Raw genomic sequence first — 26452 nt, 5'->3', positions numbered from 1 at the left:
AAGTGGATGACCCGGGCACTTGAGGAGAACGCCGAGTGGCAGGACTCCTTTCCACCGTTCTCACCCCATCCGTCGATGGAGGTCGACGAGGACGCGTTCACGACAGCCTTCGCCGACTTCGCGGAGAGGCTCAGGAAGAACTACCCCTTCTTCCACCCGTCGTACGCCGGGCACATGATGCGCCCGCCGCACTTCGCTGCCACCATCGGCTACCTGGCGACGATGCTGATCAACCCGAACAACCACGCGTTCGACGGCGGCCCGGCCACCGTCGAGATGGAGAGGGAGGTCGTCGCCCAGCTGTCCGGCATGTTCGGGTTCGGGACCTCGCTCGGCCACCTGACCTCCAGTGGCACGATCGCGAACCTCGAAGCCCTCTACGTCGCGCGCGAGCTCCGGCCGGGCCGGGGCGTCGCCTTCAGCGAAGAGGCCCATTTCACGCACAGCCGCATGTGCCGCGTCCTGGGCTTGGAAAGTCACGTGGTGCGGGCAGACCGCCGGGGCCGGATGGATGTCGAGGCGCTCGAGGAGCTGCTGCGGACGCAGCGGATCGGCACGGTGGTCCTGACCGCCGGCACGACCGGTCTCGGCGCGGTCGACCCGATCCACGAGGTCCTCGCGTTGCGGGAGCGCTACGACCTCCGCATCCACGTCGATGCCGCTTATGGCGGCTTCTTCACGCTGCTCAAGGGTGTGGACACCGCGGAGGCGCTGCCGTCAGAGCCGTGGCACGCGATTTCCCGGTGTGACTCCGTGGTCGTCGACCCGCACAAGCACGGGTTGCAGCCCTACGGCTGCGGCGCGGTGCTCTTCAACGACCCGGACGTCGACCGGTTCTACGCCCACGACTCCCCGTACACCTATTGCGCTCCCGCGGAGTTCAACCCCGGCGAGACGAGCCTGGAGTGCTCGCGGGCCGGTGCGGCCGCGGCGGCTCTCTGGCTCACCTTCCAGGTCCTGCCGCCGACGCCCTCAGGCCTGGGCCAGGTGCTCGGCGCCGGCCGGCGGGCCGCCCTGGACTGGTCGGCCAGGATCGCGTCGTCCGAGGCCCTTGAGCTGTACCAGGAGCCGGAGCTGGACATCGTGACCTACTTCCCGGTCGTCCGGCCCGCGAGCATGCGGAGGATGGACCAGGTCTCGGCCGCAATGCTGGAAAGCGGTACCACAGAGGCAGATCCGGTGTTCCTGAGCACGTTGAAGGTGCGGTCCGATGCGTTCGTCAGCCGGCATCCCGGTGTCGCCGCCGATGCCGCGGAGGCGCGGATCATCCGCAGTGTGCTGATGAAGCCGGAGTTCGAGCACTTCATCCCGCAGCTGCACGACCGGGTGGAGGCGCTGGCCGTCTCCCACACCAGGCTCAGATGAGCGCGGCCTGCCGTCGAACCACTCCGCTTCCGGCCCGATTTCGGACCCGCGGAGAACTCCGAATCCTGACATTCACCCGCAAAGCATTTGGGGCCACACAATTCCATGTGATTTTTGGGGCCGATCCGCAGGTCCGCAGGGGCAGTCCGCCTGTGCCGAACGCCACCCCGACCTGTCCGGGTGGTGTTCTGTCCTCGCCTGGGACGGCGGTCGGTGTCCGTCTACACCGGAAGGGCGCTCGTAGTCGTTCAGACCTGGCCTCCGGAAAGGGTTTCAAATGAGCGATGTGGTGGAGCGGGTGTCGGGTTGGCTCGGCCGATCCGCGGACGAGATCGATCGGTTCGTGCACCCGGCGGAGCTGGAACGGGTGCTCGGTGAGGTGCACGAGCTCAACCTCCGGGCCGCCACGGGCGACCGGGAGATGTTCTACCGGCAGCAGCTGTTGCTGTCGAGGATCTACAACGTGCAGCTGCGGGTCGCGCCGGGCGAACCTTCTGCCGAGGGCTCGACCGCAGTGCACCAGGTGACCCGCGTGCTGGAGCGGGCGACCGCGGCGGCGGAGGACTCCAGGATCGAAGCGGGCTCGCTCGACGACGCACCCGCGGAACCCGCCGAGTTCCTGTCCTGGCTGAAGAAGGTGGCGCGGCAGCACACCGTCTTCAAGCACCCGTATTACACGGACTTCATCCGCGATCGGGCCGACCGCGAGGCGATCCGCCGTTACATGATCCAGGAGTCGGTGATCGACGGGCGGTTCGACGACCTCCTCGCGATGATGCAGGTGGGTACGAGCGGTCCCGCGAAGATGGAGATCGCCCAGAACTTCTGGGACGAGATGGGCAACGGCAACCCGGCCGAGGTGCACACCCACCTGTTCAGGCAGATCTTCGAGGTGTTCGACATCACCGAGGACGAGCTGGAGAGCGCCCTCACCGCCAACGCGTTGCTGTCCGGCAACCTCGCGGTCATGCTGTGCCGCTACCGTTCCAGCTACGCCGAGGCGGTCGGTTTCCTGGGCATGACCGAGTGGCTGGTCCCGGACCGCTTCGTCCAGGTGGTGCACGCCTGGGAACGGCTCGGCCTGCCGGACGTGGGCATCGTCTACCACCGCCTGCACATCACCGTGGACGCCCAGCACGCCGCCGGGTGGTTCCACAACGTCATCAAGCCCGCGGCCACCTCACCCGCCATGCGCAAAGGAATCGCCCGCGGCACGCTGTGGCGGTTGAACTCGTCGCAGCGCTACCTCGACGAGCGGATGTCCGAAGTGGACCTGACCGCGAGCCTCTCGACCGCCGGATGAGCCGGCCGTCTCGCACCCTGTGAGGAAGGGGATTCCCAGCGTGGCACTCAACGAAGCAGGCTTCAGCATCATCGACCTCCCGGCGGCGCCGGCTGACCTGCTGGCCAGCTATGACGACCTGCCGGTGGACGAGTACATGGGCAACGGCACGAGGTTCAAGCGGTTCTGCCAGTACCGCCTGTCCCAGGACCAGGACGGCGGTTGCTCGTTCGAGCTGCTGCCGCAGCGCGACTACACGACGTTCGTCAAGTTCAACCCGGTGGCGGGCGGCATCCGGCGGCGGTACGAGCCGGTCGAGGCCGACTTCACCGATCTGCTCCGCGCGGGCGTGCAGGGGTTCCCGCTCGACCCCACCGAGGACTGGTCGATCAACCTGCACCAGAACCGGTCGCGGGCGAGCAGTGCGACGACCGCGCCGCTCACCCCGGAGGGCGTGCACCACGACGGCCACGACTACGTGATGATCGGCGTGCTCCGGCGGGCCAACGTCGGCGGTGCGTTGACCAGGCTATGGAAGCCGGGTGCCGACGAACCGTTCTGGAGCGGCACCATCGAGGAGGGTCAGGCCGTTCTGCTGGACGACCGAGCTATCCAGCACGACGTCACGGACGTGGAGTCGATCGACGGCGGCCCGGCCAACAGGGACATCTTCATCGCGGCGTTCTCGCGGTGGAGCAGGAAGTGGTACGGCGACGAGCACGACGCGGAGGCGCTCGCCGGCGGCTCCTCCGGTGCCGCGGCGGGTTGACCGGGGTGGTGGCGTTCGCGAAGTACCACGCGATGGGCAACGACTACCTGCTCGTCGAACCACAGGACGATGTGGCGGCGGGTCCGCTCGCCGCACGCGCCCTGTGCGATCGCCACTTCGGGATCGGCGCCGACGGGGTGGTGTTCGGGTCGTTGGAGCGACCGGCCGCGGCGGGTGCGGTCGAGGTGCGCATCCACAACGCCGACGGCTCGGCGTGCGAGCGCAGCGCGAACGGCTTGCGCGCCTTCGCACTCGAGCACGCCCGGCGGCACGGCACGAGGCAGCTGGTCGTCGACACGGGGTTCCGCACGTCGATGGTCTCCGTCGACGACCTGGCCGCCGGGATCGTGTCGATCGAGCTCGGCCGCCCGGACTTCACCGCGGCGGCGGTGCCCCTGCTGGACTGCGCGGGCGAGGCGGTGGACGTACCGATCGAGGTCGGCGGCGGCCGGTGGAAGGTCACCGCGCTGAACAACGGCAACCCGCACGCCGTGCTGGTGGTGTCCGCTGTGGATGATCGGCTGCTCGACACGATCGGTCCCCTGCTGTCCGCGCATCCGCGGTTTCCCGGCAGGGTGAACGTCGAGTTCGCCGCGCTCGCCGGTCCGGACGTGCTCCGCGTGCTGGTGTGGGAACGGGGGGCGGGCCGCGTGCTGGCCTCCGGCAGCGGTGGCTGTGCGGCCGCCGCTGCCGCGCACCGCCTCGGTCTGGTCGGGGACCGGGTCGAGGTGGTCATGAGCGGCGGTGCCCTCACCACGCGGTTCGACGGCCGGGGCACCGTGTTCATGACCGGTGCGGTCGAGCAGATAGCCGTGGGCCGCGTGGCTGCCGGGATCACAGCGCGGATGAGAGAACCGCAACCGTCCTGAGGAGTGCCGTGCCCCGCCAGAACCTGTTGATCACCGGCACGACGAGCGAGGTCGCCGGAGCGTGCCCGCTCGACTGTCCTGACTGCTGCAGCTGGCTGGTCACCGTCGAGAACGGGGTGGCGACCAGGCTGCGGGGCAACCGGGACCACCCGGTCACCCGGGGCTCCCTGTGCGTCAAGGTGAACCGCTACCTGGAGCAGGCCTCGCACCAGGACCGGATCCTGCACCCGATGCGCCGCGTGGGGGCCAAGGGCGAGGGCCGGTTCGAGCGGATCGGGTGGGACGAGGCGCTGGACGAGATGGCCGCGAAGCTGTCCGGCATCGTCGACGAGTACGGCGGTGAGGCGCTGTGGCCCTACCAGGGCACCGGTGCGCTCGGGTACCTGCAGGGGGTGCAGGGGCGAGCGGGCACCAGGCTGTGGAACGTGCTCGGCGCGTCCCACCACGACATGACGATCTGCTCGATCGCGGGGCTGACCGGGCTGACGTACGCGCTGGGCACCAGCAGGGGCATGGACCCGGAGGACTTCGCGCTGTCCAAGCTCACCCTGCTGTGGGGCACGAACACCCTGACGTCGGGGCACCACCTCTGGCGGTTCATCGAGGCGGGGCGCAAGAACGGTGGTCACGTCGTCGCCATCGACCCGATGCGCACCCGGACCGCGGCGGCCGCGGACGAGCACCTGGCACCGATGCCCGGTACCGACGGCGCACTCGCGCTCGGCCTGATGCACGTCATCGTCGCGAGTGGCCGCGAGGACAACGACTTCCTGTCGCGGCATTGCCACGGCTGGGAGGACTTCCGTGAGCGCGTGCTGGCCTTCACGCCCGAACGCGCCGCGGCCATCACCGGTGTCCCCGCGGAGCAGATCCGGGACCTGGGTGATCGCATCGCGCGGACCAGGCCCACCGCCATCCGCACCTCGCAGGGAATCCAACGCCACGCGGGCGCGGGCGCCACACTGCGAGCGCTGGCCTGCATTCCGGCCGTCACGGGCGACTGGCACCGGCCCGGCGGTGGGCTGATGTTCTCCACCGACACCTACTTCGGCGGAAACCGCGAGGCGCTGTTCCGCGACGACCTGCGCCCCAAGCCGGTGCGCACGCTGTCGATGACCCGGTTCGCCGAGGGGCTGCTCGAAGCGAACGACCCGCCGGTGATGGGGCTGGTCGTGTACGGCGCGAACCCGGTGGTCAGCACCAGCGACCAGAACCGGGTCCGTGCGGGTCTGTCCAGAAAGGACCTGTACACCGTCGTGCTCGAACACTTCCCGACGGACACCGTCGACTACGCCGACCTGGTCCTGCCCGCGACGATGCAGCACGAGCACACGGATCTGATGGACGCGTACGGCCACCTCTACCTCGCGTGGAACGAGCGTGCCGTCGAACCGCCGGGTGAGTGCAGGTCGACCACGGACACGTTTCGCGACCTGGCCAGGCGGATGGGGTTGAGCGAGCCCAGCCTCTACGACTCCGACGAGCGGCTCGCCGAGCAGCTCCTCGACTCCGACCACCCCTCGCTGCACGGGATCACGCTCGACGGTCTGCGGGCCAGCGGGTGGGCCCGCCTCAACTACCCCAGCCCGCTCGCGCCGTTCGAGCACGGGTTCCCCACCCCGTCCGGGAAGTTCGAGTTCGTCTCCGCCACGGCGGCCGCCGACGGCCTCGACCCGATGCCGGGGTACACGCCGCCGCTGGAGGTCGTGGACGACGAGATGGCCGCACGTCATCCGTTCGTGCTCATAGCCGGGGCATCGCACTTCGCGATCAACACGATCTTCGGCAACAACGAGGAACTGCGTCGCAGGGCAGGGCCACCGACCGTGGTCGTGCATCCCGATGACGCTGTCGTGCACGGGCTCACCACCGGCAGCCGGGTGCGGGTGTTCAACAGCCGCGGTGAGTTCACCGCGGACGTGCTGGTCGACGCACGGGTCCGCCGCGGTGTCCTCAGCACGACCAAGGGGCATTGGCTCAAGCTCACCGGCGGCGCGACGGTCAACGCCACCGTGGACGAACGGGACGCGGACATGGGCGGTGGTGCGGTGTTCCACGACAACCGGGTGTCGGTCGAGGCCGTGGAGATCCCGGCAGCGCAGATTCGAGGAGGAGCGTCGGCATGAGCGCACACGACGATGTCCAGCTGGCGAGCGGGCCGCAGGGCGCTGAGCAGCTGGGCGCCCTGCTCGGGGTGGCCCTGCGCGGCATGGAGAACGGCATCCTCGAACGTGGCGGCCCGCTGCCCGCGGGAGGACCCGCGGTCGTCGCGGCCGCCCTCGCGGCGGCCGGAGGAGGAACGGGCCGGCTGCCCCGAGAGGGCGTCGGCGAGGAACGGGCGCTGGAGGAGATGAGCCGGCTCCTCGGTCTCGGCTCCGCGGATCCGGCCCACCCGCTTTGCGCGGCCCACCTGGTCTGCTCGTCACTGGCGGTGTCCGTCGCCGCGGATGTCGTGGCGAGCGCGCTCAACCCGTCCATGGACGTGTGGGAGCTGGCGCCGATGGCCAGTGAGATCGAGCGGGACTTCACCACGGGCATCGCCGGTCTCTGCTACCCGGCCGAGCCCTCGCCCGACGCCGTGGTCACCTCGGGAGGGACCGAGTCGAACCTCCTGGCGCTCCTCCTCGCGCGCACGCTGCTCGGTGCCGACCTCCGGGTGGTGTGCGGCGCGAACGCCCACCACAGCGTGACGAGGGCGGCCTGGATCCTCGGTCTGCCCACCCCGGTCGTCGTCGCCTGCGAGGACGACCGGATGGTGCCGGCGGCCCTGGAGGCCGCTCTGGAACCGCTCGGGTCGTCCACCCTCGTCGTCGCCACCGCGGGCACCACGAACACCGGCCGGATCGACCCGCTCCCCGAGATCGCCGGGCTGTGCCGCCGGTTCGGGGTGCGGCTGCACGTCGACGCGGCCTACGGCGGACTCGCGTTGTGCAGCGAGGAGCTGAGCCGGCTCCTGGAGGGCATCGAGCTGGCGGACTCGGTGACCCTGGACATGCACAAGTTCGGCTGGCAGTCCATCGCGGCCGGGCTCCTCGCGATGCGCGACGCGGGCGACCTCGGTGCGCTGCAGATCAGCGCCGACTACATCAACGCCTCCGACGACGTCGACGCCGGCCTGCCGGACCTGCTCGGGAGGTCGATCTGGACCTCACGGCGTGCGGACGCGTTCCGGATGGCGGTCACGGTGTCGGCGTTGGGCACCAACGGGATCGGGCGCCTGGTCGAGCACTGCTGCACGACCGCGCAGGAGGTCGCGGCGCAGATCGACCGCCATCCCGGTCTGCGGCTGTGGAAGAGCCCCTCCCTGTCCACCGTGCTCTTCCGGCCCACCGTCCTGGACGACCTGCCGATCACCGCGGGGGACGCGCTCGTCGGCCGCATCCGGCGCGAACTGCTGGCCGGCGGGACCGCGATCGTGGGGCGGGCCGCGTTGCCGGACGAAGAGGACGGTCAGCGGAAGTTGTGGCTGAAGCTCACCCTCCTGCACCCGAACGCGTCCGGCGCCGACTACGGCCCTCTGCTCGACCAGATCGTCGCCGTCGCGGCGGAAGAACAGGCAGTACTGGTGGAGTCCCGGTGAACCGGCCGGGGCGGTGTGCACCGACGGGCGGACGATCGAGCGCGTTCGGGCAGGAGGACCAGCGGGCCGAGGTAGCCGCTGTGAAGATGCATCTCGCGGCCATCCCATCAGCCGCCCGGCTTTGACCTAGGAGTTCTGCCATGCAGATCGTGCTCGCGACCGAGTCGGACGCTCCCGCGCTCGGCGAACTCATCACGGAGTCGTTCCGCGACCTCGACCTCACCGGCTGGCTGGTGGACGACCTGGAGGACTGGCGGAAGATCGGTCCCCACTACCTCGAACGTGAGGTCCGGGACGCCATCGCCTGCGGTGTGGTCTACACCCTGCCCGACCTGTCCGCCGCGCTGGTCGCGTTCGACCACGCGGTCGAGCCCGAGCCGTCACCGGAGCGGGAGAGCTGGCTGCGTGACCTCACCGGTCCGTACTTCGAACGGTTCACCCGGTTCGAGGCGGCTTTCCTCTCCGCGCATCCGCACGAGTCGCACTACTACGGCGCATATCTCGCCGTGCGCCCGACCGAGCAGAACAACGGTGCGGCCACCCTGCTGCTCAACCACCACCACCAGGTCCTGGACGAGCTGGGGCGCGATGCCTACGGCGAGGCGTCGAGCAGGCGCCTGGTCGACTTCTTCGGTTCCCGCGACTACACGCCGATCGGCCCACCCGTCGTCCTCGACGGCCAGGAACTGCTGCAACCGATGTGGCGCACGGCCCGTCGCCCGAGCTGACCGGCTCCGGTCGAGTCCGGCGAACGCGGCCCGCGTTCCGCCGAACCGTTGGCCGATCGCCCACGCGACGGATTCCACACCGGGCCGACTTTCTTGCGCTGCAACAGTTTCCGGCCCGCCGACGATAACGGGTGACCCAGCCGAGCAGATCCTCGGTGGTTGTCCGACAGGCGGGAGACGGATCATGAAGATCGAACGGCGCAAGTGGGTCCAGGCTGTGGGCGCGGATGCCGCTCCCGTGCTGCTCACGTTGCTCGAAGCCGGGGGCGTTGCCTTCGACCCGGTGGAGAACCGGGTCAACCCCGTCTACCGCGAGTACACCGACGAGCTGTCAGAAGAGGACTTCCGCAAGGTCCTGGCCGTGTTGAGCCAGGCGAACCCGCAGTTCCTGCCCAAGGCCGACTACGAGAAGGTCGAGAACGACTTCAAGCGGCGCACCGACAAGCAGTGGCAGCTCGAACAGGCCCGGCTGGCCGAGCAGCGCAGGCAGACTCAGGCCGCGACCGAGCAGCGGCTGCTGAAGGCGGGACTGGACGCCTTGGGCGGCTCCGGTACGACGTGGGCCGCGCGTGCGGCGGAGATCGAGGCGTGGTGGAACGGGGTGAAGCGGCGGGAGGCCGCGGAGACCTGGGAGAGCGTGTTCACCGGCAACCGGATGACCGCTCGCCAGGTCAACGCCAAGGGCCGGGGCGGAACGTTCACCATCGTGAACCGGCACGACCGCAAGGACGCCGCGAAGGAGCGGGAGCTCTACCTCGACCGCGGCCTGGGCGGCATCCTCGCCCGAGTCACCCCGGCCAACTTCTTCTCCGGCCCCGGTAGCGCCAACCGCAAGTACGAGCTGGGCCTGCACGACCTCAGCGGCACCCTGCTGACCTCGGCTCGCCCCGTCCTCAAGCAGCTCAAGCCCTATGACGAGGCCGTCGTCGTGTTCACGCCGGCACCCGCCGAAACCGACGCCCAGGTCTTCGCCGCCATCTCGGAGCTGGAGAAGCCCGACGCCGACAAGCTGCGGGAGTACCGCAGCAAGTTCACCCGCCTGCGCTTGGCGCAGAGCAGCGACATGGGCTCGGTGTTCGTCGACGACAACACGGACCCGAAAGCGGAGCTGCGCGCCCGCTACGGCATCAACGGCCGGGTCCTGCTGCCCGGCGGCGCCATCATCGCCATCGACGAGACCATGCTGGCCAAACGCCGCACCGACGCTCTGGAGCACAGCACGATCCTCAGCGGCGACGCCAAGGCCCTGGTCAACGAGGTCGTGATCGTCTACCGGCAGCACGCGGCGACCGACCTGTTCCCCTTGTTCGCCCGGTGGGACCGGGAGACCACCAGCTACCGCGTCCTGAACCGGACGACGTCGGCGCCCACCGGCGCCTGGATCTCCGACGCCGGGGCCTGGCACCCGGCCTAGCCGCGGCGGAGCCGCCTCACTTCCGGGCGGTGCCGACCAGGAGCAGCGACCCGCTCGGATCGCTGAACTCCGGTGCCTGGTCGTGCTCGCTCGCCTCTTCCGGGTGCCAGTCGGGCGCCCAGGTGACACCGGGTTCCAGGAGGGTGAAGTCACCGAAGAGCGCGGTGATCTCCTTGCGGTCGCGGAAGATGGCGGGGCTGACCGAGTTCGCGTACATGCTCTTCAGCTCGCCGAGCATCGCGGCGCTGCGCGGGGAGATCTCCGTGTCGGTGACGTGGGACAGGGAGAGGTACGACCCCGGCACGAGCAGGTCGCGGTACGTGGCGACGAGGCGGGGGCCGAGGTCTTCGGTGCTGTCACTGCCCGGCGGGGGTGGCTGCTGGATGTGCAGCACGGCCATGAGGAGCACCGCCACCGGTTGCCGCAGATCGATCACCCCGGTGTCCGCGACTCGCGACCAGAGACGTTGCGGGTCGCGCAGATCCGCGTGGACGGCCGCATGCCGGCTGGGGTCACCGTTGCCTTTCAGCAGCAGGTTCGCGTGGTCGACGGCCACCGGCTCGTGGTCGACGTAGGCGACCCGCACCTCGCCTGGCGCGACCTGCTCGCCCACCTCGTGCACGTGCCCCATCGTGGGCACGCCGGACCCGATGTCGATGAACTGGCGGATGCCCAGCCGGATGAGGTGCCGCACCACCCTGCGCTGGTACATCCGGTTGGCGTACGCGACCGACCTGATCACCGGGTAGTCGCGCAGGACGCGTTCGGCGAACTGCCTGTCGACCTCCCAGTTGGTGGTGCCGCCGAGGTAGTAGTCGTAGATCCGGGCGACGCTCGGCCGGGTCAGGTCGACGCCCGGCAGCGGGAAGGGTTCGTCGTTCGGGTGCGACATCACAACTCCTCGGCGGCCCGCGCACCCCGGGAAGCCGGGGTGCGCGGCAGATCATCGGACAGCGTGCTTGCGGTGCGGCGAACGTCAGGGCGCGAACGCGGCGACCGTGGTGTCGAGCTCGGTGGATGCCCTGCGCTCCAACGTGTTCCCCGCGGCGATCGTCAAGGCGACCTCCGAGCTCAACGGCGCCACGTCGCGGCGGCGCTGGGAGCGCGCGCCGGCGCGGAGTGCGGTGATCGCGGTGGCGATGTCGTCCGCGAGCCGGCGGGCGAGGACGTCGGAGAGGTCGTTGCGGCAGACGATCCGCGCGACGGTGACGTTCGCCTGGTTGGCCGGGAGTGCGTAGGTGGGCACGAGCCAGCCGCGCTGGCGGAGGCGGTCGGCGACATCGGTGACGCTGAAACCGGCGTCGTCGTGGGTCGTGAACGCGACCACGGGCAGGTGGTCCGCGGAGGAGACCACCCGCAGCTCGGGGAACTGGCCGAGGTGGGCGGCCAGCGACTGGGCGAGGTCGCGGCAGCGCCGCATGACCGCCCGGTAGCCTTCCGCGCCCAGGCGGAGGAACTGGTAGTACTGCGCGATGACCGGTGCGACGGGCCGGGTGAACGAGAGGGTCTGCGTGGACATGCGGCCACCGGTGTAGTCGGTCGAGAACCCGAGCTCGGCGGGCACCACGCTCGGGTCGCGCCACACGAGCCACCCCAGTCCTGGAGCGACCAGGCCGTACTTGTGGCCGGACGTGTTGATCGAGCTCACCCTGGGCAGCCGGAAGTCCCAGACCAGCGCGGGATCGAGGAACGGCGCCACCATCCCGCCGGAGGCCGCGTCGACGTGCACCGGCACGTCCACGCCGTCACGGGCGCACCGCCGGTCCAGCGCGGCGCACACCTGCTGCACCGGTTCGTAGAAGCCGTCGTAGGTGCTGCCCAGCACGGTCACCACGCCGATGGTGTTGCTGTCGCACGCCTCGGCCGCGGCGTGCGGGTCGATGCCGGAGCCGCCTTCCGCCACCGGGATCTGCCTCGCCTCGACGTCCCAGTAGGCGCAGAACTTGGCCCAGCAGACGTGCACCGCGGTGCTCATGACCAGGTTGGGCCGCTCGCGTGAGCCCCTGGTGCGGGAGCGCCACAGCATCAGCATCGCCAGCCCGGCGAGCATGCAGGCCTCGCTGGAGCCGCCGGTCGACGTGCCGACCGCGCTGTCCGGGTCGGGGGCGTGCCACAGGTCAGCGAGCGCCGCGACGCACCGCTGCGCCAGGTCGGCCGTGTGCAACGGCTGCAGGCCGTCGACGGTGTTGTTGTACAGGAAGTCGGTCATCAGCCGTTCGGCCTCCGGTTCCATCCCGGTGGTGATGAACGTCGCCAGGTTCAGCTGCGGCCGCACGTCGGGGCGCAGCTCGTCCTGCACCGCCTGGTACGCCGCACCCGCCGCCGTCGACTCCTGCGGCAGCCGCCAGCCCGTCGGATTCCCTTGCAGCTCAAACATCACCACACCCCAAAAGAAGATCGAAGGAACATCAGCCTGCCGCCTTCTCGAAAGCCTTCGGCAGCGGCACGGGAACGGTCGGGGAGATCAGGTTCTCGGCGCGCAGGTCGGACCAGACGCCGGCGGGCACCTCGGCCGCGGCCATCGCGGCGTTCTCGGTGACCTCCGCGGCCGACCGGGCACCGACCGCGATCGCCCGCACCGCCGGGTGGCCGAACGGGAAGTGCAGCGCCGCCTGCGGGAGCGCGACGCCGTGCCGCCGGCAGATCCCGGCGATCCTGCGGGCGCGTTCGACCAGGGCGGCCGGTGCCGTCGTGTAGTCGTGCGTGGCGTCGGCCGGGACCTCGCTGCGGGCCAGCAGTCCGGAGTTGAAGACACCGGCTGCCACAACGGAAACGCCCCGTTCCGCGCACCGCGCGAGGAAGTCCGCGGTCGTGGCGTGTTCCAGCAACGTGTACCGGCCGGCCAGCATGACGTGGTCCAGCGGGAACTCCGGCACGAACCGCTCCGCCACCTGCCAGCGGTTCACGCCCACGCCGATACCGCGGATCACGCCCTGGGCCTTCAGCTCCGCCAGGGCCGGCAACGCCTCGCGGAGCGCCTGCTCGCAGTGGTCGTCCGGGTCGTGGACGTAGACGAGGTCGACCCGGTCGAGGCCGAGCCGGGTCAGCGAGGCCTCCAGCGACCGGCGCACCCCGTCCGCGCTGAAGTCCCACACCCGGCGGTGGGTCGCGGGCACCGCGAAGCCGTTGGCCAGGTCGTCGCCGCCGCTGTCGCAGGGCTCCAGCAGCCGGCCGACCTTGGTGGAGATGACGAACTCCGAGCGGGGCCGATCCGCCAGTGCCGCTCCGAGCCGCCGTTCCGACAGGCCGAGGCCGTAGTGCGGAGCGGTGTCGAAGTACCGGACGCCGGCTCGCCACGCGGCGTCGACGGTGGCACGGGCGTCCACTTCGGACACGGCACGGTACAGGTTCCCCAGTGCGGACCCGCCGAGGCCGAGTCCGCTGATCACGGCAGCTCCCACACGAACTTCGCGGCCGAGCTGCCCGAGTCGTAGTCCAGTGGGGCGTCGAGGAACTCGTCCATCTTCTCCTGCCACGGGATGTCGGCCGGGTGCCCGTGCATCTTCTCCATCATGGCCGCGTAGTCGTCCACCTCGACGACGTGGAACAGGTCGAGGCCGCTGCGCCAGATCCGCCACGAACGCACGCCCGCCGCGCGCAGCGCCGCGTCGAGGTCGTCCGGGATCCGGGCGTGCGCGGCCTCGTAGGCCTCTTCCTGGCCCGGCTTGAGCCTGGTGTGCAGGGCGACTGTCTCCATCGTGCCGGTACCTTCCGATCGGGTTGCTGGGCCGCGGTTCAGGCGTTGGGGTCCGTCGCGGCGGCGCGTTCGGCGAGCTTTCGTTCGACCAGCGGCTTGAGGAAGCCGAGCCCGGCCCGCGCGTCGTGGTCGGGGTCGATCCCGCGGCGGTGGAACCCCGTCTCGGCCGTGAGGTAGCCGTCGAAGCCCGTGTCGAGCAGGGCGTCGACGAGGCCTTCCCAGTCCTCGTCCCCGTGGCCCGCCGGCAACCGCGTCTGCGTGCCCCTCGTGTCGGAGATGTGGATCTGGTGCAGGTCCGCGCCCATCAGGTGGACGTGGTCGGTGAGCGACTCACGCCGGTAGCGGACGTGGTTGCAGTCGAACATCACCTTCACGTTGGACCGCTCGATGTCCTCCATCAGCTCCATGGCGTCCTCGCCGCTCTCGCACAGGTTCGAGTTCTCCGCGAGCGGCTCGATCACCACGGTGAGGCCGTACTGCGCCGCGTCGTCGGCGACCTGGGCCAGGCATTCGCGCGACCAAGCCCAGGCTTGCCGCCGCCGGGTGCCGAACACGGTCCAGCCGGGCAGGTAGACCATCGATCCCGCACCCCAGTCGGCGCACAGCTCGCTGATCGCGCGGTAGTGCTCCACGGTCGCCGCGCGTTCTTCGGCCACGGGAGAGCTCGGGTTGTAGCCGGGTCCGCCGGAGGGCGCGGGGCCGATGCCCGAGACCTCGATGCCGTGGTCGTCGAGCAGGGTGCGCACCTCGCGCCGCCTGGCCTTGCTCAGGTACGGCGGAAAGGCGTGGGGTGCGGCGGCACCGAGCTCGATGCCGTCGTAGCCGATCCGGGCCAGCCGCTTGATCGTCTCGTCCAGGGTGTACGCGGGGACCCAGCTGCCGAAGCTGGAGTAGGACCAGGTGTGGTAGCCGAACTTGATCGCCATGAGCTTTCGCCTCTCGGGGTCAGCGCTCGAAGAGTTCTCGGAGATGACTTCCGAGGAAGACACCGTCGGGGTCCCAGGCCCTGCGCAGGTCCTGGAAGCGGTCCCACTCGGGGTAGCGCGCGGCCAGCTCCTGGCCCGTCCTGTGGTGGACCTTGGCCCAGTGCGGGCGGCCTTCGAACTCCCACAGCACCGAGTCCACGGCGCGAAGCGGCGCGATCCACGCCTCGGGATCCCGTGCTGTCACGGGGTGCGTCACGCCGATGTGGCAGGTGATGTCCTGCCTGCTCGGGCTGAGCCAGGCGGTGTCCGCGGCGGTGAAGCGGATGTCCACCGGCGCGCAGACGCGCAACCCGCCTCGGCGCACCTCCTTGGCCAGGGCGCGGATCGCGTCGGCCGCCCGGTCGAACGGGACGCTGTACTCGGTGCCCTGCACGGGCGGTGGGAGGTGGTGCAGCAGAGCGTCGTCGCAACGCATGACCTGCGCACCGCCCCGGCCGGCTGCCCAGGCGGCCGCGTGGTGCGCGGCGCCCGCCACGCGCGGCGACCAGGAGTTGTTGCACAGCGCCGAAAGCAGGGCACCGGGCGGTCCCGGCGCCGGGGTGGGTGGCTCGTTCGTCGGCGCGGCCTTCCAGACGATGGCCTGGGAGGTGTGCGGGTACCACCAGAAGCCACCGAAGTGGACCTCCCGGAACTCGTCGAGACCGGCCAGCACGTCCGGCAACGACCGGCGGTGGACGACCTTGCGCAGCCGGTGGCCGGGCACGATGGTGAAGGTGAGGTCCAGCACCACACCCAGGCACCCCAGGTGCACGCGGACGCCGTCGAGCTCCGGGTCGTCCTGCGTGACCGTGCGCACCTGGCCGTCCGCGGTCAGGATCCGCGCCGCCACGACGTGGCTGGAGAGCGTGCCCTGCCTCGGGCTGCTCCCGTGCGTGGCGGTGGCCACGAGACCGGCGACGGTCTGCTCGTCGATCGCGCTCTGGTTCGGCAGCGCGAAGCCCGCGGCGGCGAGCTCCCGGTTCAGCTCGCGCATCGTCGTGCCCGACTTCACCGTGACCGTCATGGCCGCCGGGTCGACGGCGACGACGCCCCGGTGGCCGCGCAGGTCGATCAGCGTCCGGCCGGACGGCGCGACGAGGTTCGCGTAGGAGTGCCCCGACCCCACCACGCTGATGCCGCGTGCGCGTGCGGTGTCGTCGAGCACGATCTCGCGCAGTTCTTCCGTGGTGCCGGGAGCGAGGAGGCGGTCCGCGATGCCGCGGACCGCCCCGCTCCAGTTGGACCACGCCGTGCGCCGGTGTTCCCCGGTCGTGACCGCCGGGCCTGGTGTCAACCGCGGTGCGTCGGTCATCACTACCTCGTGGTCAGGCGCTCGGCGAACTCGTCCGTCGTCATCCGCTCGGCCTGACGCGACTCGAAGTACCACTCGGTGAGCCTCTTGAGGCCGGTGTGGAACGGCACCTCGGGCGTCCAGCCGAGCCGCTCGAACGCCATGGCCGCGGACGCGACCCGGTTGTAGGGGCCGGTCGGCTTGTCCGGCAGCGGCTTGATCTCCGTGTCGGCCTGGCCGGTGAACTCCAGGATCATCCTGGCGGCTTCCTTGACCTGGATCGGCTCCTCGGTGCCGAGGTTGATCGCGCTGCCGTCGTGGACGCGTTCCCCGGCGAGGACCAGGCCGCGCACGATGTCCGTGACGTAGGTCCAGTTGCGGATCTGCGTTCCGTCACCCCAGACCTCGAAGGGCTTCTGCTGGATGAACGCCCGGCCCACCATCGCGGTCAGGGCGTGGCTCTCCGGGCAACGCTCGCCGTAGACGGTGAACAGGCGGCACGACACCGACGGGAACCCTAGCTCGGCGTGGAGCGCGGCGAGCCGCTGCTCCGTCATCAGCTTGGCCCAGCCGTAGATCCCGTCCGCGTGGAAGGGCGGGCCCACCTGCGGTTCCGAGAGCCGGACCTCCTCGGTCACGTCGGCCTGCAGGTCGACCGGGTAGACGCAGCCGGAGGAGGCGAACACGAAGTTCTCCACGCCCGCGTCGACCGCCGCCTGCGAGACCACGCCGTCCAGGACGAAGTTGCGCGAGCACGCGGCCTGGTGCAGCTCGATGAACCCCCTGCCGCCGTGGATCGCGGCGAGGTGGAAGACGACGTCGATGCCGCGCATCACCTCGGCGGCGAGCCGCGGGTCGCAGAGATCGCCCTCCACGAACTCCCAGGCGGACTCCGGAACCTCGCTGAGGTTCTCCAGGCGTCCCGAGCTGAGGTCGTCGGCGACGCGCACCCTGGCGCCGGCCCCGACCAGGTGCTCCACCAGGTGCGATCCGATGAACGAGCAGCCGCCGGTGACCAGCACCCGCTTGCCGCGCCAGAATTCCTGCTGGGTCATGAAGGATTTCCATTCGTGAGATCGGGCAGTCGGGTTTTCGGACAGCTGCCGATGGGCTTGACCGATGACCGGGAGAACTGTCCGCGACGCCGCGGTGCCGGTCGGAGGATGCGAGTATGTGACAGCCGCTATCGGTCATCCACAACCCGTTCCAGTGCTCGGGACGGAATTCCGGGCAGGTCCACCTGCCCGAAGTTCGTCCCAGCGAATGGGACGGGAGGTGGCCCGGCGCAGAACCGGTCCATAGCTTCCACCGCGAATGCGCGCAAGGCGGCCGACTTCGTCGCAGTCGTCGGCAGGAGCCGGAGCTCCCCATCCGCTGACCGAATGCGATGCCCGGCCGCGGCCGTGACCACCATCGGAAGGCGGAGAACGATGCCCGGACCACTCACCCCCGTGCGATCGGACAAGTTGCCCACCTCACCCGCGCTCGACTGGCGTGACGGTCCCGGTGCGACGGGCCACGCCTGGGTGCCGGAGCAGCTGTACCGCGAGATCCTGGAACGGATGCCGGTCGTCTGCGTCGACACGCTCGTCGTCCGCGGCGGCGAGGCGCTGCTCACCCGGCGCAGCCAGGAACCGCAGGCAGGTTCGCTGTGGCTGCAGGGTGGCCGCATGCGCAAGGGCGAGCAGCTCGCCGAGGCCGCGTTGCGCACGGCCGAGCAGGAGTCCGGGCTGAACCTGACCCTGCGCGGTGTGCTGGGCACCTTCTCCACCGTCTTCGAGGCCTCGGCGCACGGTGACTCCCCCACCCACACCGTCAACGTCACCTTCCTCGCCTCCGCCGAGCACGACGCCCGGCCGCGGGTCGACAGCACGCACGACGACTTCGTGTGGTGGCCGCTGACGAAACCCACCGGGAACTCCTACCTCGACCAGCTCCTCCTCCTGGCGGCGGAGCAGCCGGGCGGAGTCGGCGCGGTGTTCACACAATGATGCGTTGTGAAATAACGCGGTGGCGGGGAGAACTCGAACCAAGACCGAGGTGAAGCCGCATTGCATTTGAATCTCCGGTAACCACGATTCCATCGCCGACCCAAGGGGTGGAACGCGGGCTTCTTGCTCTGCTTCGACGTCAATAGCGTGGCCGTCAATCCTGCTCTGTCCGTTCACGGGCGCGTCGAAATGGAGTTCTCGGTGCACGCAGTACACGTCGATCCACGCGATCTCGGCCGATTCGCTGAATCGAGCGGCGATCTCAACCCGTTGCACCTGGACGCGGACTACGCGTCCAGGAGCGGATTCGGCGCGGAGGTGGTGCAGGGCGCGCTCACCGTCCTCCACGCGTTGGCGGCCCTGTCCGCGGAAGACGCCGCGGCGGTGCGGCGGGTCCGGGCGCGTTTCCACGCCGCGGTCTACTCGGCGCAGTCCTGCTCACTGGACGTGGGACGCGCCGGGAACGGCGGTGTCCGCCTCGAACTGTCGGACGGCGGGCAGCCGGTCACGACCGTCGACGTCGAGCTGGGTGACACCGGCGGCGCCGAGGTCGGCGCGGTGCGCGTGGGGTCGGGAGAACGCAGGCGGCAGGCCGCTGACCGCAGGCCGGCCGAGCTCCACGCGGGACAGCGCCTCCCGGTCTCCTACCGCAGCGACCCCGGCGACTTCGCGGACCTGCTCGGCCGCATCGGCAGCGGTGTGCGGGAAGAGGTCGCACGGCTGCTCGGCTGGGCGAGCTACCTGGCGGGCATGGAGGTTCCCGGCCGGCAGTCGCTCATCTCCTCCCTGACCGTCGAGCTCGACCCGGCCGCGACCGGCGACGGCTCGATCCTGGTCACGGCCGTGGACGAGCGCCGCGACATGGTGCGGTTCAGCGGCGCCCTGCCCGGTCTCGGGCGCGTCGAGCTGGCCGTCGTCGCGAGGGCCGTCCCGGCCGAACCGGACGCGCACGTCCTGGCCGCCGCCCTCGCCGGTCAGGACGTCGACCTGGCGGGCAAGGTCGCCGTGCTCACCGGTGGCAGCCGCGGCTTCGGTGCCGCGTTCGCCGCCGCCCTGGCCCTGCACGGTGCGCACGTGTACGTCACCCACCGCCGGGACCCCGGCTTCCCGCCGGAGCTGCTGGCCGGGCTCGGAACGGCTGCCGAGCGCGTGCACGCCGTGCGTTCCGACGCGGCCGATCCCGCCGGGTGCGCGCTGCTGCGCGAACAGGTGCTCGCGCGGGAGGGCAGGCTGGACCTCCTGGTGCTCAACGCGTTCCCGAGCTTCCAGCCGCTGCTGCCGGGCCCGGACACCGCCGATCGCGCCGCCGAGTACGTGACCTCGGCCGTCGGCGCGGTGTCCGCACCGCTGTCCGCCCTGGCCGAGCCGCTGTCGGCGGCCGGTGGCCGGGTCGTGCTCGTGTCCAGTGACGTGGTCTCCGGCGCCGCGCCGACGTGGCAGCACTACGTGGACGCGAAGCGGCGTTGCGAGGAGCTGCTGCACGCGACGGTCACCGAGCACCCCGGCCTGGGCGGGCTCGTCCTGCGGCCGCCGAGGATGGACACCGGGTTCTCACCGACGGTGCGCGGGGTCGTCGACGGGCTCGCCGTCGAGGGCGTCGCCGCGGCCGCGGTGGCCGGGCTCGGCCGGGTGAGCGCCGGTCAGGTCGAGGTGCTGGAGACGTTCGCACCCGAGGTGCCGGCGGCGAATCCCGAAGCAGCGGCGGACGGCGCCGTGCTCGCCATCGCCGCGACCTTCACCACCGACCCGCTGGCGGAACCACTCACCGCGTGGTGCCGCGACCTCGGTTTCGGCCTGCGCCCGGTGTTCGCGCCGTTCGGCCAGGTGTTCCAGGAGCTGCTCGACCCCGCGAGCACCCTCGGGTCCGTGCGGTCCGGGTGCGCGGTGGTGCTGGTGCGCTTCGACGACTGGCCGGCGCAGGAGACCGACCGCAACCTGCGCGAGCTCGCCGCGGCCGTGCGGTCGTTCGCCGCTCGGTCACGCGTCCCGCTGCTGCTGCGCATCTGCCCCAGCCCGTCGGCCGCCGGCGTGGATCCGCGCCAGCACAGGCTCTTCGACGAACTGCGCGACACCTCGGGCGTGCACCTGCTCGGTGCCGAGAACTGGCACGGTGGCACCGATCCCGGCGACGTGCACGACGAGGTGCGCTACCGCATGGCGCACCTCGCCTACACGCCGGCGGGCTACGACGCCCTGGCCACGGGGATCGCCCGCTCGGTGCACGCGCTGCTCGCCCGGCCGTTCAAGGTGCTCGTCCTCGACTGCGACAACACGCTGTGGGCGGGCGTGGCCGGCGAGGACGGTCCCGCGGGGGTCCGGCTGACCGACGGTCACCGCCACGTGCAGGAGTGGGCCGTCGCGCTGCGCGAGCAGGGTGTGCTGCTGGCCCTCGCGAGCAAGAACGACCCGGAGACGGTGGCCGAGGTCTTCCGCGTCCGCTCGGAGTTCCCGTTGCGGTCCGAACACGTTGCGGCGCAGGCGATCGGGTGGGACCCCAAGCCGATCGGCCTGACGCGGCTGGCCGCGGAGCTGAACCTCGGCCTCGACAGCTTCGTCTTCCTCGATGACAACCCGGTGGAGGTCGCTCAGGTCCGTGCCGCGTGCCCCGGCGTGCTGGCGCTCACCGTGCCCGCCGACCAGGAGGCCATCAAGCCGTTCCTGGACCGCGTGTGGGCGTTCGACCGCCTGGTGGTGACGGAGGAGGACCGCGGCCGCGCGGCCGCCTACGACGCCAACCGGGACCGCGGTGAGCTCCGCCGGTCCTCGCTGACCTTCGCCGACTTCATCGCGGGCCTGGACCTGGTCGTGACCAGCACGCCCGCCACGGAGGCGGACCTGCGCCGTGTCGCTCAAATGACCCAGCGCACCAACCAGTTCAACTTCAGCACCGTGCGCCGACAGGAGAACGAGCTGCGCGCCCTGCTGGCGGAACCGGGCATGCGCTGCCGGGTGGTGCGCGCGACCGACCGCTTCGGTGACCACGGCGTGGTGGGCGCGGTGATCAGCAGGCAGGACGCCGACGAGCTGGTCGTCGACACGTTCCTGCTCAGCTGCCGGGTGCTCGGCAGGGGCGTGGAGCACCAGGTCCTGGCCGCGCTCGGATCGGACACGTCCACGAAGATCCGCCTGCCCTACGTGCCCACGGCCAAGAACGAACCCGCCCGGCGCTTCCTCGACAGCGTCGCCGACGCAACACCATCCGCCGAGGGCACGGACTACCTGCTGACGGCGGAACAGGCCGCCGACGTCCGCTTCGACCCGGAGTCGGCCATCGCGACGGACGACGCCCCGGCGGCTCCCGCTGCCGCGGTGGTCGACGCGGGGCCGCGCCTGAGCACGCTCGTGGCGCTGGCCGAGAACGCGGCCGGCGCACGCGAACCCGGCGAGACCGCGGGTGCCGGTCAGCGCGACGCTCTTGACATCGTTGTCGACGCGCTGACCGACGTGCTCGCGCTGCCGCAGGGGTCGTTGACGGCGGACAGCGCGCTGGCCGGTCTCGGTGCCTCGTCGCTCGCGCTGGTCGAGGCAGCGGTCGCGTTGCAGGCGCACTTCGGTGCCCTGGAGCTGGAGGTGTTCTACGAGCACCGCACCGTCGGTGATCTCGCCGCCTCCCTCGGCCCGGTCGTCCACCGTCCGTCGGCGCCCGCCACCGGTCAGCCGGAGGACGTGGCACCCCTCGTGGACGGTCTGGTCCGCGGTGCGCGAGAGGCGCTGGACGCGTTCCACGCGCTCGGGCAGGAGCAGATCGACCACATCGTGGCGAAGGCCGCGCGTGCCGCCGCCGCGAGCCACCTGGACCTCGCCGTGATGGCGGTCGCCGAGACGGAGCGCGGGGTCGTCGAGGACAAGGCGGTGAAGAACCTCTTCGCCGCGGAGCACGTCACCAACAGCATGACCGGCCTGCGCACCGTCGGCGAGATCCGCCGCGACGAGCTCACCGGCCTGGTCGAGATCGCCGAACCCGTCGGCGTGGTGTGCGCGATCACGCCCGTGACCAACCCGACCTCGACCGTCGTGTTCAAGGCGCTGATCGCGCTCAAGACCAGGAATCCCATCATCTTCGCCTTCCACCACCTCGCTCCGCGCTGCGGTGCCGAGGCGGCCCGGATCGTGCGCGACGCCGCCGTCGCGGCCGGTGCGCCCGCGCACTGCGTGCAGTGGGTGGAGACGCCCAAGCGCGCGATCACGCAGGCGTTGATGAACCACGACGGCGTCTCGCTCGTGCTGGCGACCGGCGGCAACGACGTCGTGCGTGCCGCGCACTCGGCCGGCAAGCCGGCGATCGGCGTGGGAGCGGGCAACGTGCCCGCGTTCATCGCCGCCGACGCCGACCTGGCCCGCGCAGCGCACGACATCGTGCTGTCCAAGAGCTTCGACAACGGCATGACGTGCGCCGCCGAGCAGACCCTGCTCATCGACACCCAGGTGTACGACCAGGCCATGTGCAACCTGCGCGCACGACACGCGTACGTGCTCTCCGCGCAGGAGAAGCGCGCGCTGGAGGACTTCCTGTTCGGCCCGGACGCGCGCAGGGACGGCAAGGTGGGCGTCAACCCGGCCGCCTCCGGCCGTTCGGCGCACTGGATCGCCGGCCGCGCCGGGTTCAGCGTCCCCGAGCACACCACGCTCCTGCTCGCCGAGGTCGGCGGCATCGGCCCGGACGAGCCGCTGACCAGGGAGAAGCCGTGCCCGGTCGTGGCGGTGCTGCGGGTGGCCGACGCCGAGGAGGGCGTCCGGCGGGCCGCGGAGGTCGTCGAGTTCCACGGCAAGGGCCACACCGCGGTCGTGCACACCGCCGACGAACGGCTGGCCGAGGACTTCGGCAAGGGTGTCAAGGCCGTGCGGGTGGTGTGGAACTCACCGGCCGCGCAGGGCGGCATCGGTGACCTCTACAACGCCTTCCTCCCCTCGATGACCCTCGGCTGCGGCAGCTACGGCGGCAACTCGGTCTCCGGCAACGTGACCGCGGCGAACCTGCTCAACATCCGGCGCATCGCCCGCCGCAACAACAACATCCAGTGGTTCAAGGTGCCGCCCAAGATCTACTTCGAGCCGAACTCGATCCGCTACCTCGGTGAGATGGCCGGGGTGCACCGGGTGAGCATCGTGACCGGTCGCACGGTGGCCAAGCTCGGCTACGCGGACAAGGTGCGGTCCGTGCTGGCCGGCCGCTCCGAGCCGGTGGCGGTGCAGCTGATCGACTTCGTCGAGCCCGAACCGTCGTTGCAGACCGTGCAGCGCGGTGCGGAGATGATGCGCGAGTTCCAGCCGGACACCATCATCGCCATCGGTGGTGGGTCCTCTTTGGACGCCGGAAAGCTCATGTGGCTGTGGTATGAGCACCCCGAGGTCGACTTCGCGGAGGCGCGGGGGCGGTTCGCCGACATCCGCAAGCGCCTCTACCGCTTCCCCGAACCGGAGCGCGCCAAGCTCGTGTGCGTGCCGACGACCTCGGGCAGCGGGTCGGAGGTCACCCCGTTCGCGGTGGTCACCGACCGGGAGACGGGCCGCAAGTACCCGCTGGCGGACTACGCGCTGACCCCGAGCGTGGCCATCGTCGACCCGGTGCTCGTGCGTTCGCTTCCGGCGGAGCTGGCCGCGGACTCCGGGTTCGACGCGCTCACGCACGCCACCGAGGCGTACGTCTCGGTCTACAGCAACGACTTCACCGACGGGCTGTGCCTGCAGGCGATCAAGCTGATCTTCGAGAACCTTGAGGACTCCGTGCTGCTCGGAGCGGAGAAGGCGCAGGAGGCGATGCACAACGCGGCCACGATCGCCGGCATGGCGTTCGGCAGTGCGTTCCTGGGCATCGTGCACGCCATGTCGCACACGCTCGGTGCGACGTTCGGCCTGGCACACGGCCGGACCAACGCACTGCTGCTGCCACACGTGATCCGCTACAACGGCCAGCCCCCGTCGAAGCTCACCGGCTGGCCCAAGTACGAGAACTACCAGGCACCGCAACGGTTCCAGCACATCGCCCGCACCCTCGGGCTGCCCGCCGCAACGCCTGAGGAGGGGGTGAGCTCCTACGCCGCCGCGATCGAACGGCTGCGCGCGGCCGTGGGGCTGCCCGCCTCGTTCGCCGAGGCCGGGGTGCCCGCGGCGCCGTTCATGGACTCACTGCCGCAGCAGGCCCTCAACGCGTTCGACGACCAGTGCGCACCGGCCAACCCCAGGCAGCCGGTGCTGACCGACATGGAGGAGCTGATGCGCACCGCCTACGCCAACCGGGCGGTGGACCCGGAGACCGTGCGCGCCGCAGCCCACAGCCGCCGCTGAACGAGTTCCGGTGGGGCCGCACCCGCGGCCCCACCGGATCGTGTTGTTCCTTGATGTCGCGACATGAGACGAGCGAGGTTCTTCATGGTCAACAAGGTGGAGCTGCGGCATCTCAGGTACTTCGCGACAGTCGCCGAGACATGTCACTTCGGTCATGCCGCGAAGCGGCTCAGCATGGCCCAGCCCGCGCTGTCGCACGCGATCAGGCAGTTGGAGAAGGAGCTCGGCGTCTGCCTCCTCGCGCGGACCACGCGGCGGGTGGAGCTCACCGAGGCGGGCAAGTTCTTCCTCGACGAGGCGCTGCACACGTTGAACCGGCTCGACGCCGGGATCCAGGGCGTCCGGCTGTTCGACGGAGGGCGGTCGGGCCTGGTCCGCGTCGGCTTCACCGCCGCGGCGGCTTTCGGCCACCTCCCGCTGATGGTCCAGGCGATCCGGAAGAAGCTGCCGGGACTCGAGTTCGAGATCCACTCGGACCTGTCGTCGCAGGAGCAGTGCGACAAGCTCCGGGAGGAGACGCTCGACCTCGGTGTGGTGCACCCTCCCCTGCACCACACCGGCGTGGAGCTGCTGCCCCTGTGCGAAGAGCCCCTGATCGCCGTCTTCCCGTCAGGACACCCCCTCGCCGAGAAGGCGTCGCTGGACGTCGACGACCTGCGGGACGAGTCCTTCGTGACAGAGGTGAAGCCGGATCCCGGAATCGACGACGAGGTGATGAAGATGTGCCTCAACGCCGGTTTCAGCCCGAGGAGGAAGCACGTCGCACCGAACCTGCCGACCCTGCTCGCGCTGGTCGCGGCCGGCCTCGGCATCGGGCTGGTGCCGGAGTCCGCGCGGGCGGTTCCCATGCCGGGCACGGCGTGCCGCCACCTCCGCGGGGCGGCAACGGTGACGATGGCGCTGGCCTGGCACAGGTCGCAGCGCTCCCAGGTGGTGGCCAACGTCGTGAAGGCGTTCGACGCCTATCTTCCGGCGTTCTGAGCGCCTGGCCGCACGACACCGCTTCAACGCTCAGGCTCTGGCTCCGACCTCCAAGCTGATGATGTCGGTGAAGGTCGGACCGGGTTTGCGGACCACAGCGCCGGTCTGCCGCATGCGCGGCACGTGGGAGGCAATCGCTCGGACACCGGCGTCGAACTGCACCTTGGCCAGGAACGAGCCCACGCAGTAGTGCATCCCGAACCCGAACGCCAGGCTCCTCTCGCTCGGCCGGCCCGGGGCGAACCGTCCCGGTGCCGGGAACTTCTCGCTGTCCCGGCTGCCCGCGCCGACCCCGATGTGCACGAACTGGCCGCGTGCGATCGGGTAGCCGTCGACAACGGTCGGTTCGGCCGCGTACCGGGAGACCAGCTTCACCGGCGGGTCCCACCGGAGCACCTCGTCCGCGAAGGCGGTGCGGTAGGCGGCGTCGGAGGCCAGCAGGCCGATCCGGGCCTCGTCGCTCGACAGCATCTCCACCAGGGCGGACGACAGCAGCGCGCTCGACGTCGTGATCCCCGCTTCAACCAGGGTGTAGCAGTTCATGACGACTTCTTGGCTCGGCCGGCCCCTCCACTGCTGCAAGAGGCCGTGCGTCCCGGAGTCGTGGTCCTCGGCCACCTTCTCTTCGAGGTACGACTTCAGCTCCCGCGCGGAGCGGTCGGCCTGCGCCATCTCGGACGGACGCCGCGCGATGTCACCCACCGCGATCACCTGCTGCGCCAGCAGCCCGAGACGCCTCGCGTCGGCGACCGGCAGGCCGATCAGCCGCGCCGCCGTCTCGCCGGCCAGCAACCGGCTGAAATCGGCCACCAGGTCCTCCTGTTCACCGCGCCGGAGCCGGTCGGCCACGTCTGCCGCAAGGCGTTGGGCGATGCCGTCGATCGTGCCGGACAGTTCGCGGGTCCGACGTGCCGTCAGGCCGGCCGACAGGGGGCGCCGGCTCGCGGTGTGCAGCGGCGCGTTCTGCTGGATCGTGCTGTCGCACATCGCGACTGTGGCGAAGCTCCTGCGCCAGTCCACCGTCTCCCGGTCGCGCCAAGCCGCGTCCGGGAGCAGGAGCCGCTCGTCGGCAAACGCTTGCTGCACCCCGCGGTGGGACAGGACCAGTGCTCCGCCCCACGGCAGTTCCACGACCGGACCGTAGCCGCGCAGTTCGTCGTAGTGGACCTGCACGTCGTCCGGGTCCGAACACCTGATCCAGTCCTTGACCGACTGAGCGGGCGGTCGCACGAGCT

The 26452-nt window shown here is 70.7% G+C and carries 19 protein-coding genes; 11 read left to right on the top strand and 8 right to left on the bottom strand.

Features of this window, described 5'->3' with window-relative positions; all coding sequences use genetic code 11:
• Positions 1 to 6: 6 nt before the first annotated feature.
• From ADL03_RS35855 to ADL03_RS35820, 8 genes are all read left to right on the top strand, one after another.
• Positions 7 to 1365, top strand: coding sequence for an aminotransferase class I/II-fold pyridoxal phosphate-dependent enzyme (locus ADL03_RS35855; protein ID WP_231642695.1), 1359 nt, complete (start codon positions 7 to 9; stop codon positions 1363 to 1365).
• Positions 1366 to 1642: 277 nt separating this feature from the next.
• Complete coding sequence (locus ADL03_RS35850; protein ID WP_053738060.1) at positions 1643 to 2668, top strand: iron-containing redox enzyme family protein; 1026 nt, start codon at positions 1643 to 1645, stop codon at positions 2666 to 2668.
• A gap of 40 nt (positions 2669 to 2708) precedes the next feature.
• Positions 2709 to 3416 (top strand): 2OG-Fe dioxygenase family protein, encoded by a 708-nt coding sequence (locus ADL03_RS35845; RefSeq protein ID WP_053738059.1) that lies wholly within the window; start codon positions 2709 to 2711, stop codon positions 3414 to 3416.
• A 5-nt stretch (positions 3417 to 3421) separates the two neighbouring features.
• Positions 3422 to 4285, top strand: coding sequence for a diaminopimelate epimerase (gene dapF, locus ADL03_RS35840; RefSeq protein ID WP_053738058.1), 864 nt, complete (start codon positions 3422 to 3424; stop codon positions 4283 to 4285).
• Between the two features lie 8 nt (positions 4286 to 4293).
• Entirely contained in the window at positions 4294 to 6411 is a 2118-nt protein-coding gene (locus ADL03_RS35835; protein ID WP_197288940.1) for a molybdopterin-dependent oxidoreductase, read from the top strand.
• Entirely contained in the window at positions 6408 to 7865 is a 1458-nt protein-coding gene (locus tag ADL03_RS35830) for an aminotransferase class V-fold PLP-dependent enzyme (RefSeq protein WP_053738057.1), read from the top strand. The genes ADL03_RS35835 and ADL03_RS35830 overlap by 4 nt, the downstream gene beginning before the upstream one ends.
• Before the next feature lie 140 nt (positions 7866 to 8005).
• On the top strand, positions 8006 to 8593 hold the full coding sequence (locus ADL03_RS35825) for an N-acetyltransferase (protein WP_053738056.1): 588 nt from the start codon (positions 8006 to 8008) through the stop codon (positions 8591 to 8593).
• 184 nt (positions 8594 to 8777) lie between these two features.
• The gene (locus ADL03_RS35820) at positions 8778 to 10007 is read left to right on the top strand and encodes a hypothetical protein (protein ID WP_053738055.1); all 1230 of its coding nucleotides are present in this window, start codon (positions 8778 to 8780) and stop codon (positions 10005 to 10007) included.
• Positions 10008 to 10023: 16 nt separating this feature from the next.
• Here the strand turns inward: ADL03_RS35820 and ADL03_RS35815 are convergent, their stop codons facing one another.
• The 7 genes from ADL03_RS35815 to ADL03_RS35785 form a co-directional block, all read right to left on the bottom strand.
• Positions 10024 to 10899 carry an SAM-dependent methyltransferase gene (locus ADL03_RS35815; RefSeq protein ID WP_053738054.1) on the bottom strand — a complete coding sequence of 292 codons (876 nt, stop codon included), beginning with the start codon at positions 10897 to 10899 and terminating at the stop codon, positions 10024 to 10026.
• A gap of 84 nt (positions 10900 to 10983) precedes the next feature.
• Positions 10984 to 12384: a glutamate decarboxylase gene (locus tag ADL03_RS35810; protein ID WP_082373760.1), complete on the bottom strand. Its 1401-nt coding sequence runs from the start codon at positions 12382 to 12384 to the stop codon at positions 10984 to 10986.
• A gap of 31 nt (positions 12385 to 12415) precedes the next feature.
• Positions 12416 to 13396, bottom strand: a complete 981-nt coding sequence (locus ADL03_RS35805) for an aldo/keto reductase (RefSeq protein WP_197288939.1) — start codon at positions 13394 to 13396, stop codon at positions 12416 to 12418.
• On the bottom strand, positions 13393 to 13704 hold the full coding sequence (locus ADL03_RS35800) for an L-rhamnose mutarotase (protein WP_053738052.1): 312 nt from the start codon (positions 13702 to 13704) through the stop codon (positions 13393 to 13395). Before ADL03_RS35800 ends, ADL03_RS35805 begins: the two co-directional genes overlap by 4 nt.
• A gap of 38 nt (positions 13705 to 13742) precedes the next feature.
• Positions 13743 to 14630, bottom strand: a complete 888-nt coding sequence (locus ADL03_RS35795; RefSeq protein ID WP_053738051.1) for a sugar phosphate isomerase/epimerase — start codon at positions 14628 to 14630, stop codon at positions 13743 to 13745.
• 19 nt (positions 14631 to 14649) lie between these two features.
• Positions 14650 to 15981, bottom strand: coding sequence for a D-arabinono-1,4-lactone oxidase (locus ADL03_RS35790; RefSeq protein WP_157529593.1), 1332 nt, complete (start codon positions 15979 to 15981; stop codon positions 14650 to 14652).
• Positions 15982 to 15983: 2 nt separating this feature from the next.
• A complete protein-coding gene (locus ADL03_RS35785; protein WP_053738049.1) occupies positions 15984 to 17015 on the bottom strand; it encodes an NAD-dependent epimerase/dehydratase family protein in 1032 nt (343 codons plus the stop codon).
• Between the two features lie 396 nt (positions 17016 to 17411).
• On the opposite strand from ADL03_RS35785, the gene ADL03_RS48985 reads away from it, so the two are divergent.
• The 3 genes from ADL03_RS48985 (at position 17412) to ADL03_RS35770 (ending at position 25217) form a co-directional block, all read left to right on the top strand.
• Positions 17412 to 17951 carry an NUDIX domain-containing protein gene (locus ADL03_RS48985; RefSeq protein ID WP_053738048.1) on the top strand — a complete coding sequence of 180 codons (540 nt, stop codon included), beginning with the start codon at positions 17412 to 17414 and terminating at the stop codon, positions 17949 to 17951.
• 201 nt (positions 17952 to 18152) lie between these two features.
• Entirely contained in the window at positions 18153 to 24236 is a 6084-nt protein-coding gene (adhE, locus tag ADL03_RS46105) for a bifunctional acetaldehyde-CoA/alcohol dehydrogenase (protein WP_197288938.1), read from the top strand.
• 63 nt (positions 24237 to 24299) lie between these two features.
• A complete protein-coding gene (locus tag ADL03_RS35770; RefSeq protein ID WP_231642692.1) occupies positions 24300 to 25217 on the top strand; it encodes a LysR family transcriptional regulator in 918 nt (305 codons plus the stop codon).
• A 30-nt stretch (positions 25218 to 25247) separates the two neighbouring features.
• On the opposite strand, the gene ADL03_RS35765 is transcribed toward ADL03_RS35770, so the two are convergent.
• Positions 25248 to 26447 (bottom strand): cytochrome P450, encoded by a 1200-nt coding sequence (locus ADL03_RS35765; RefSeq protein ID WP_157529591.1) that lies wholly within the window; start codon positions 26445 to 26447, stop codon positions 25248 to 25250.
• Positions 26448 to 26452: the final 5 nt, after the last annotated feature.

It is taken from the genome of Nocardia sp. NRRL S-836 (assembly GCF_001279525.1).
Classification (GTDB): domain Bacteria; phylum Actinomycetota; class Actinomycetes; order Mycobacteriales; family Pseudonocardiaceae; genus Lentzea.
This window is presented reverse-complemented; position numbering and strand designations above follow the sequence as displayed.

Coding starts and splice junctions, on each gene's coding strand:
- ADL03_RS35850 (WP_053738060.1), top strand. CDS start 1,643: ATGAGCGATGTGGTGGAGCGGGTGTCGGGTTGGCTCGGCCGATCCGCG.
- ADL03_RS35795 (WP_053738051.1), bottom strand. CDS start 14,630: ATGGCGATCAAGTTCGGCTACCACACCTGGTCCTACTCCAGCTTCGGC.
- ADL03_RS35770 (WP_231642692.1), top strand. CDS start 24,300: ATGAGACGAGCGAGGTTCTTCATGGTCAACAAGGTGGAGCTGCGGCAT.
- ADL03_RS35855 (WP_231642695.1), top strand. CDS start 7: ATGACCCGGGCACTTGAGGAGAACGCCGAGTGGCAGGACTCCTTTCCA.
- ADL03_RS35815 (WP_053738054.1), bottom strand. CDS start 10,899: ATGTCGCACCCGAACGACGAACCCTTCCCGCTGCCGGGCGTCGACCTG.
- ADL03_RS35785 (WP_053738049.1), bottom strand. CDS start 17,015: ATGACCCAGCAGGAATTCTGGCGCGGCAAGCGGGTGCTGGTCACCGGC.
- ADL03_RS35830 (WP_053738057.1), top strand. CDS start 6,408: ATGAGCGCACACGACGATGTCCAGCTGGCGAGCGGGCCGCAGGGCGCT.
- ADL03_RS35825 (WP_053738056.1), top strand. CDS start 8,006: ATGCAGATCGTGCTCGCGACCGAGTCGGACGCTCCCGCGCTCGGCGAA.
- ADL03_RS35800 (WP_053738052.1), bottom strand. CDS start 13,704: ATGGAGACAGTCGCCCTGCACACCAGGCTCAAGCCGGGCCAGGAAGAG.
- ADL03_RS35810 (WP_082373760.1), bottom strand. CDS start 12,384: ATGTTTGAGCTGCAAGGGAATCCGACGGGCTGGCGGCTGCCGCAGGAG.
- ADL03_RS35790 (WP_157529593.1), bottom strand. CDS start 15,981: ATGACCGACGCACCGCGGTTGACACCAGGCCCGGCGGTCACGACCGGG.
- ADL03_RS35820 (WP_053738055.1), top strand. CDS start 8,778: ATGAAGATCGAACGGCGCAAGTGGGTCCAGGCTGTGGGCGCGGATGCC.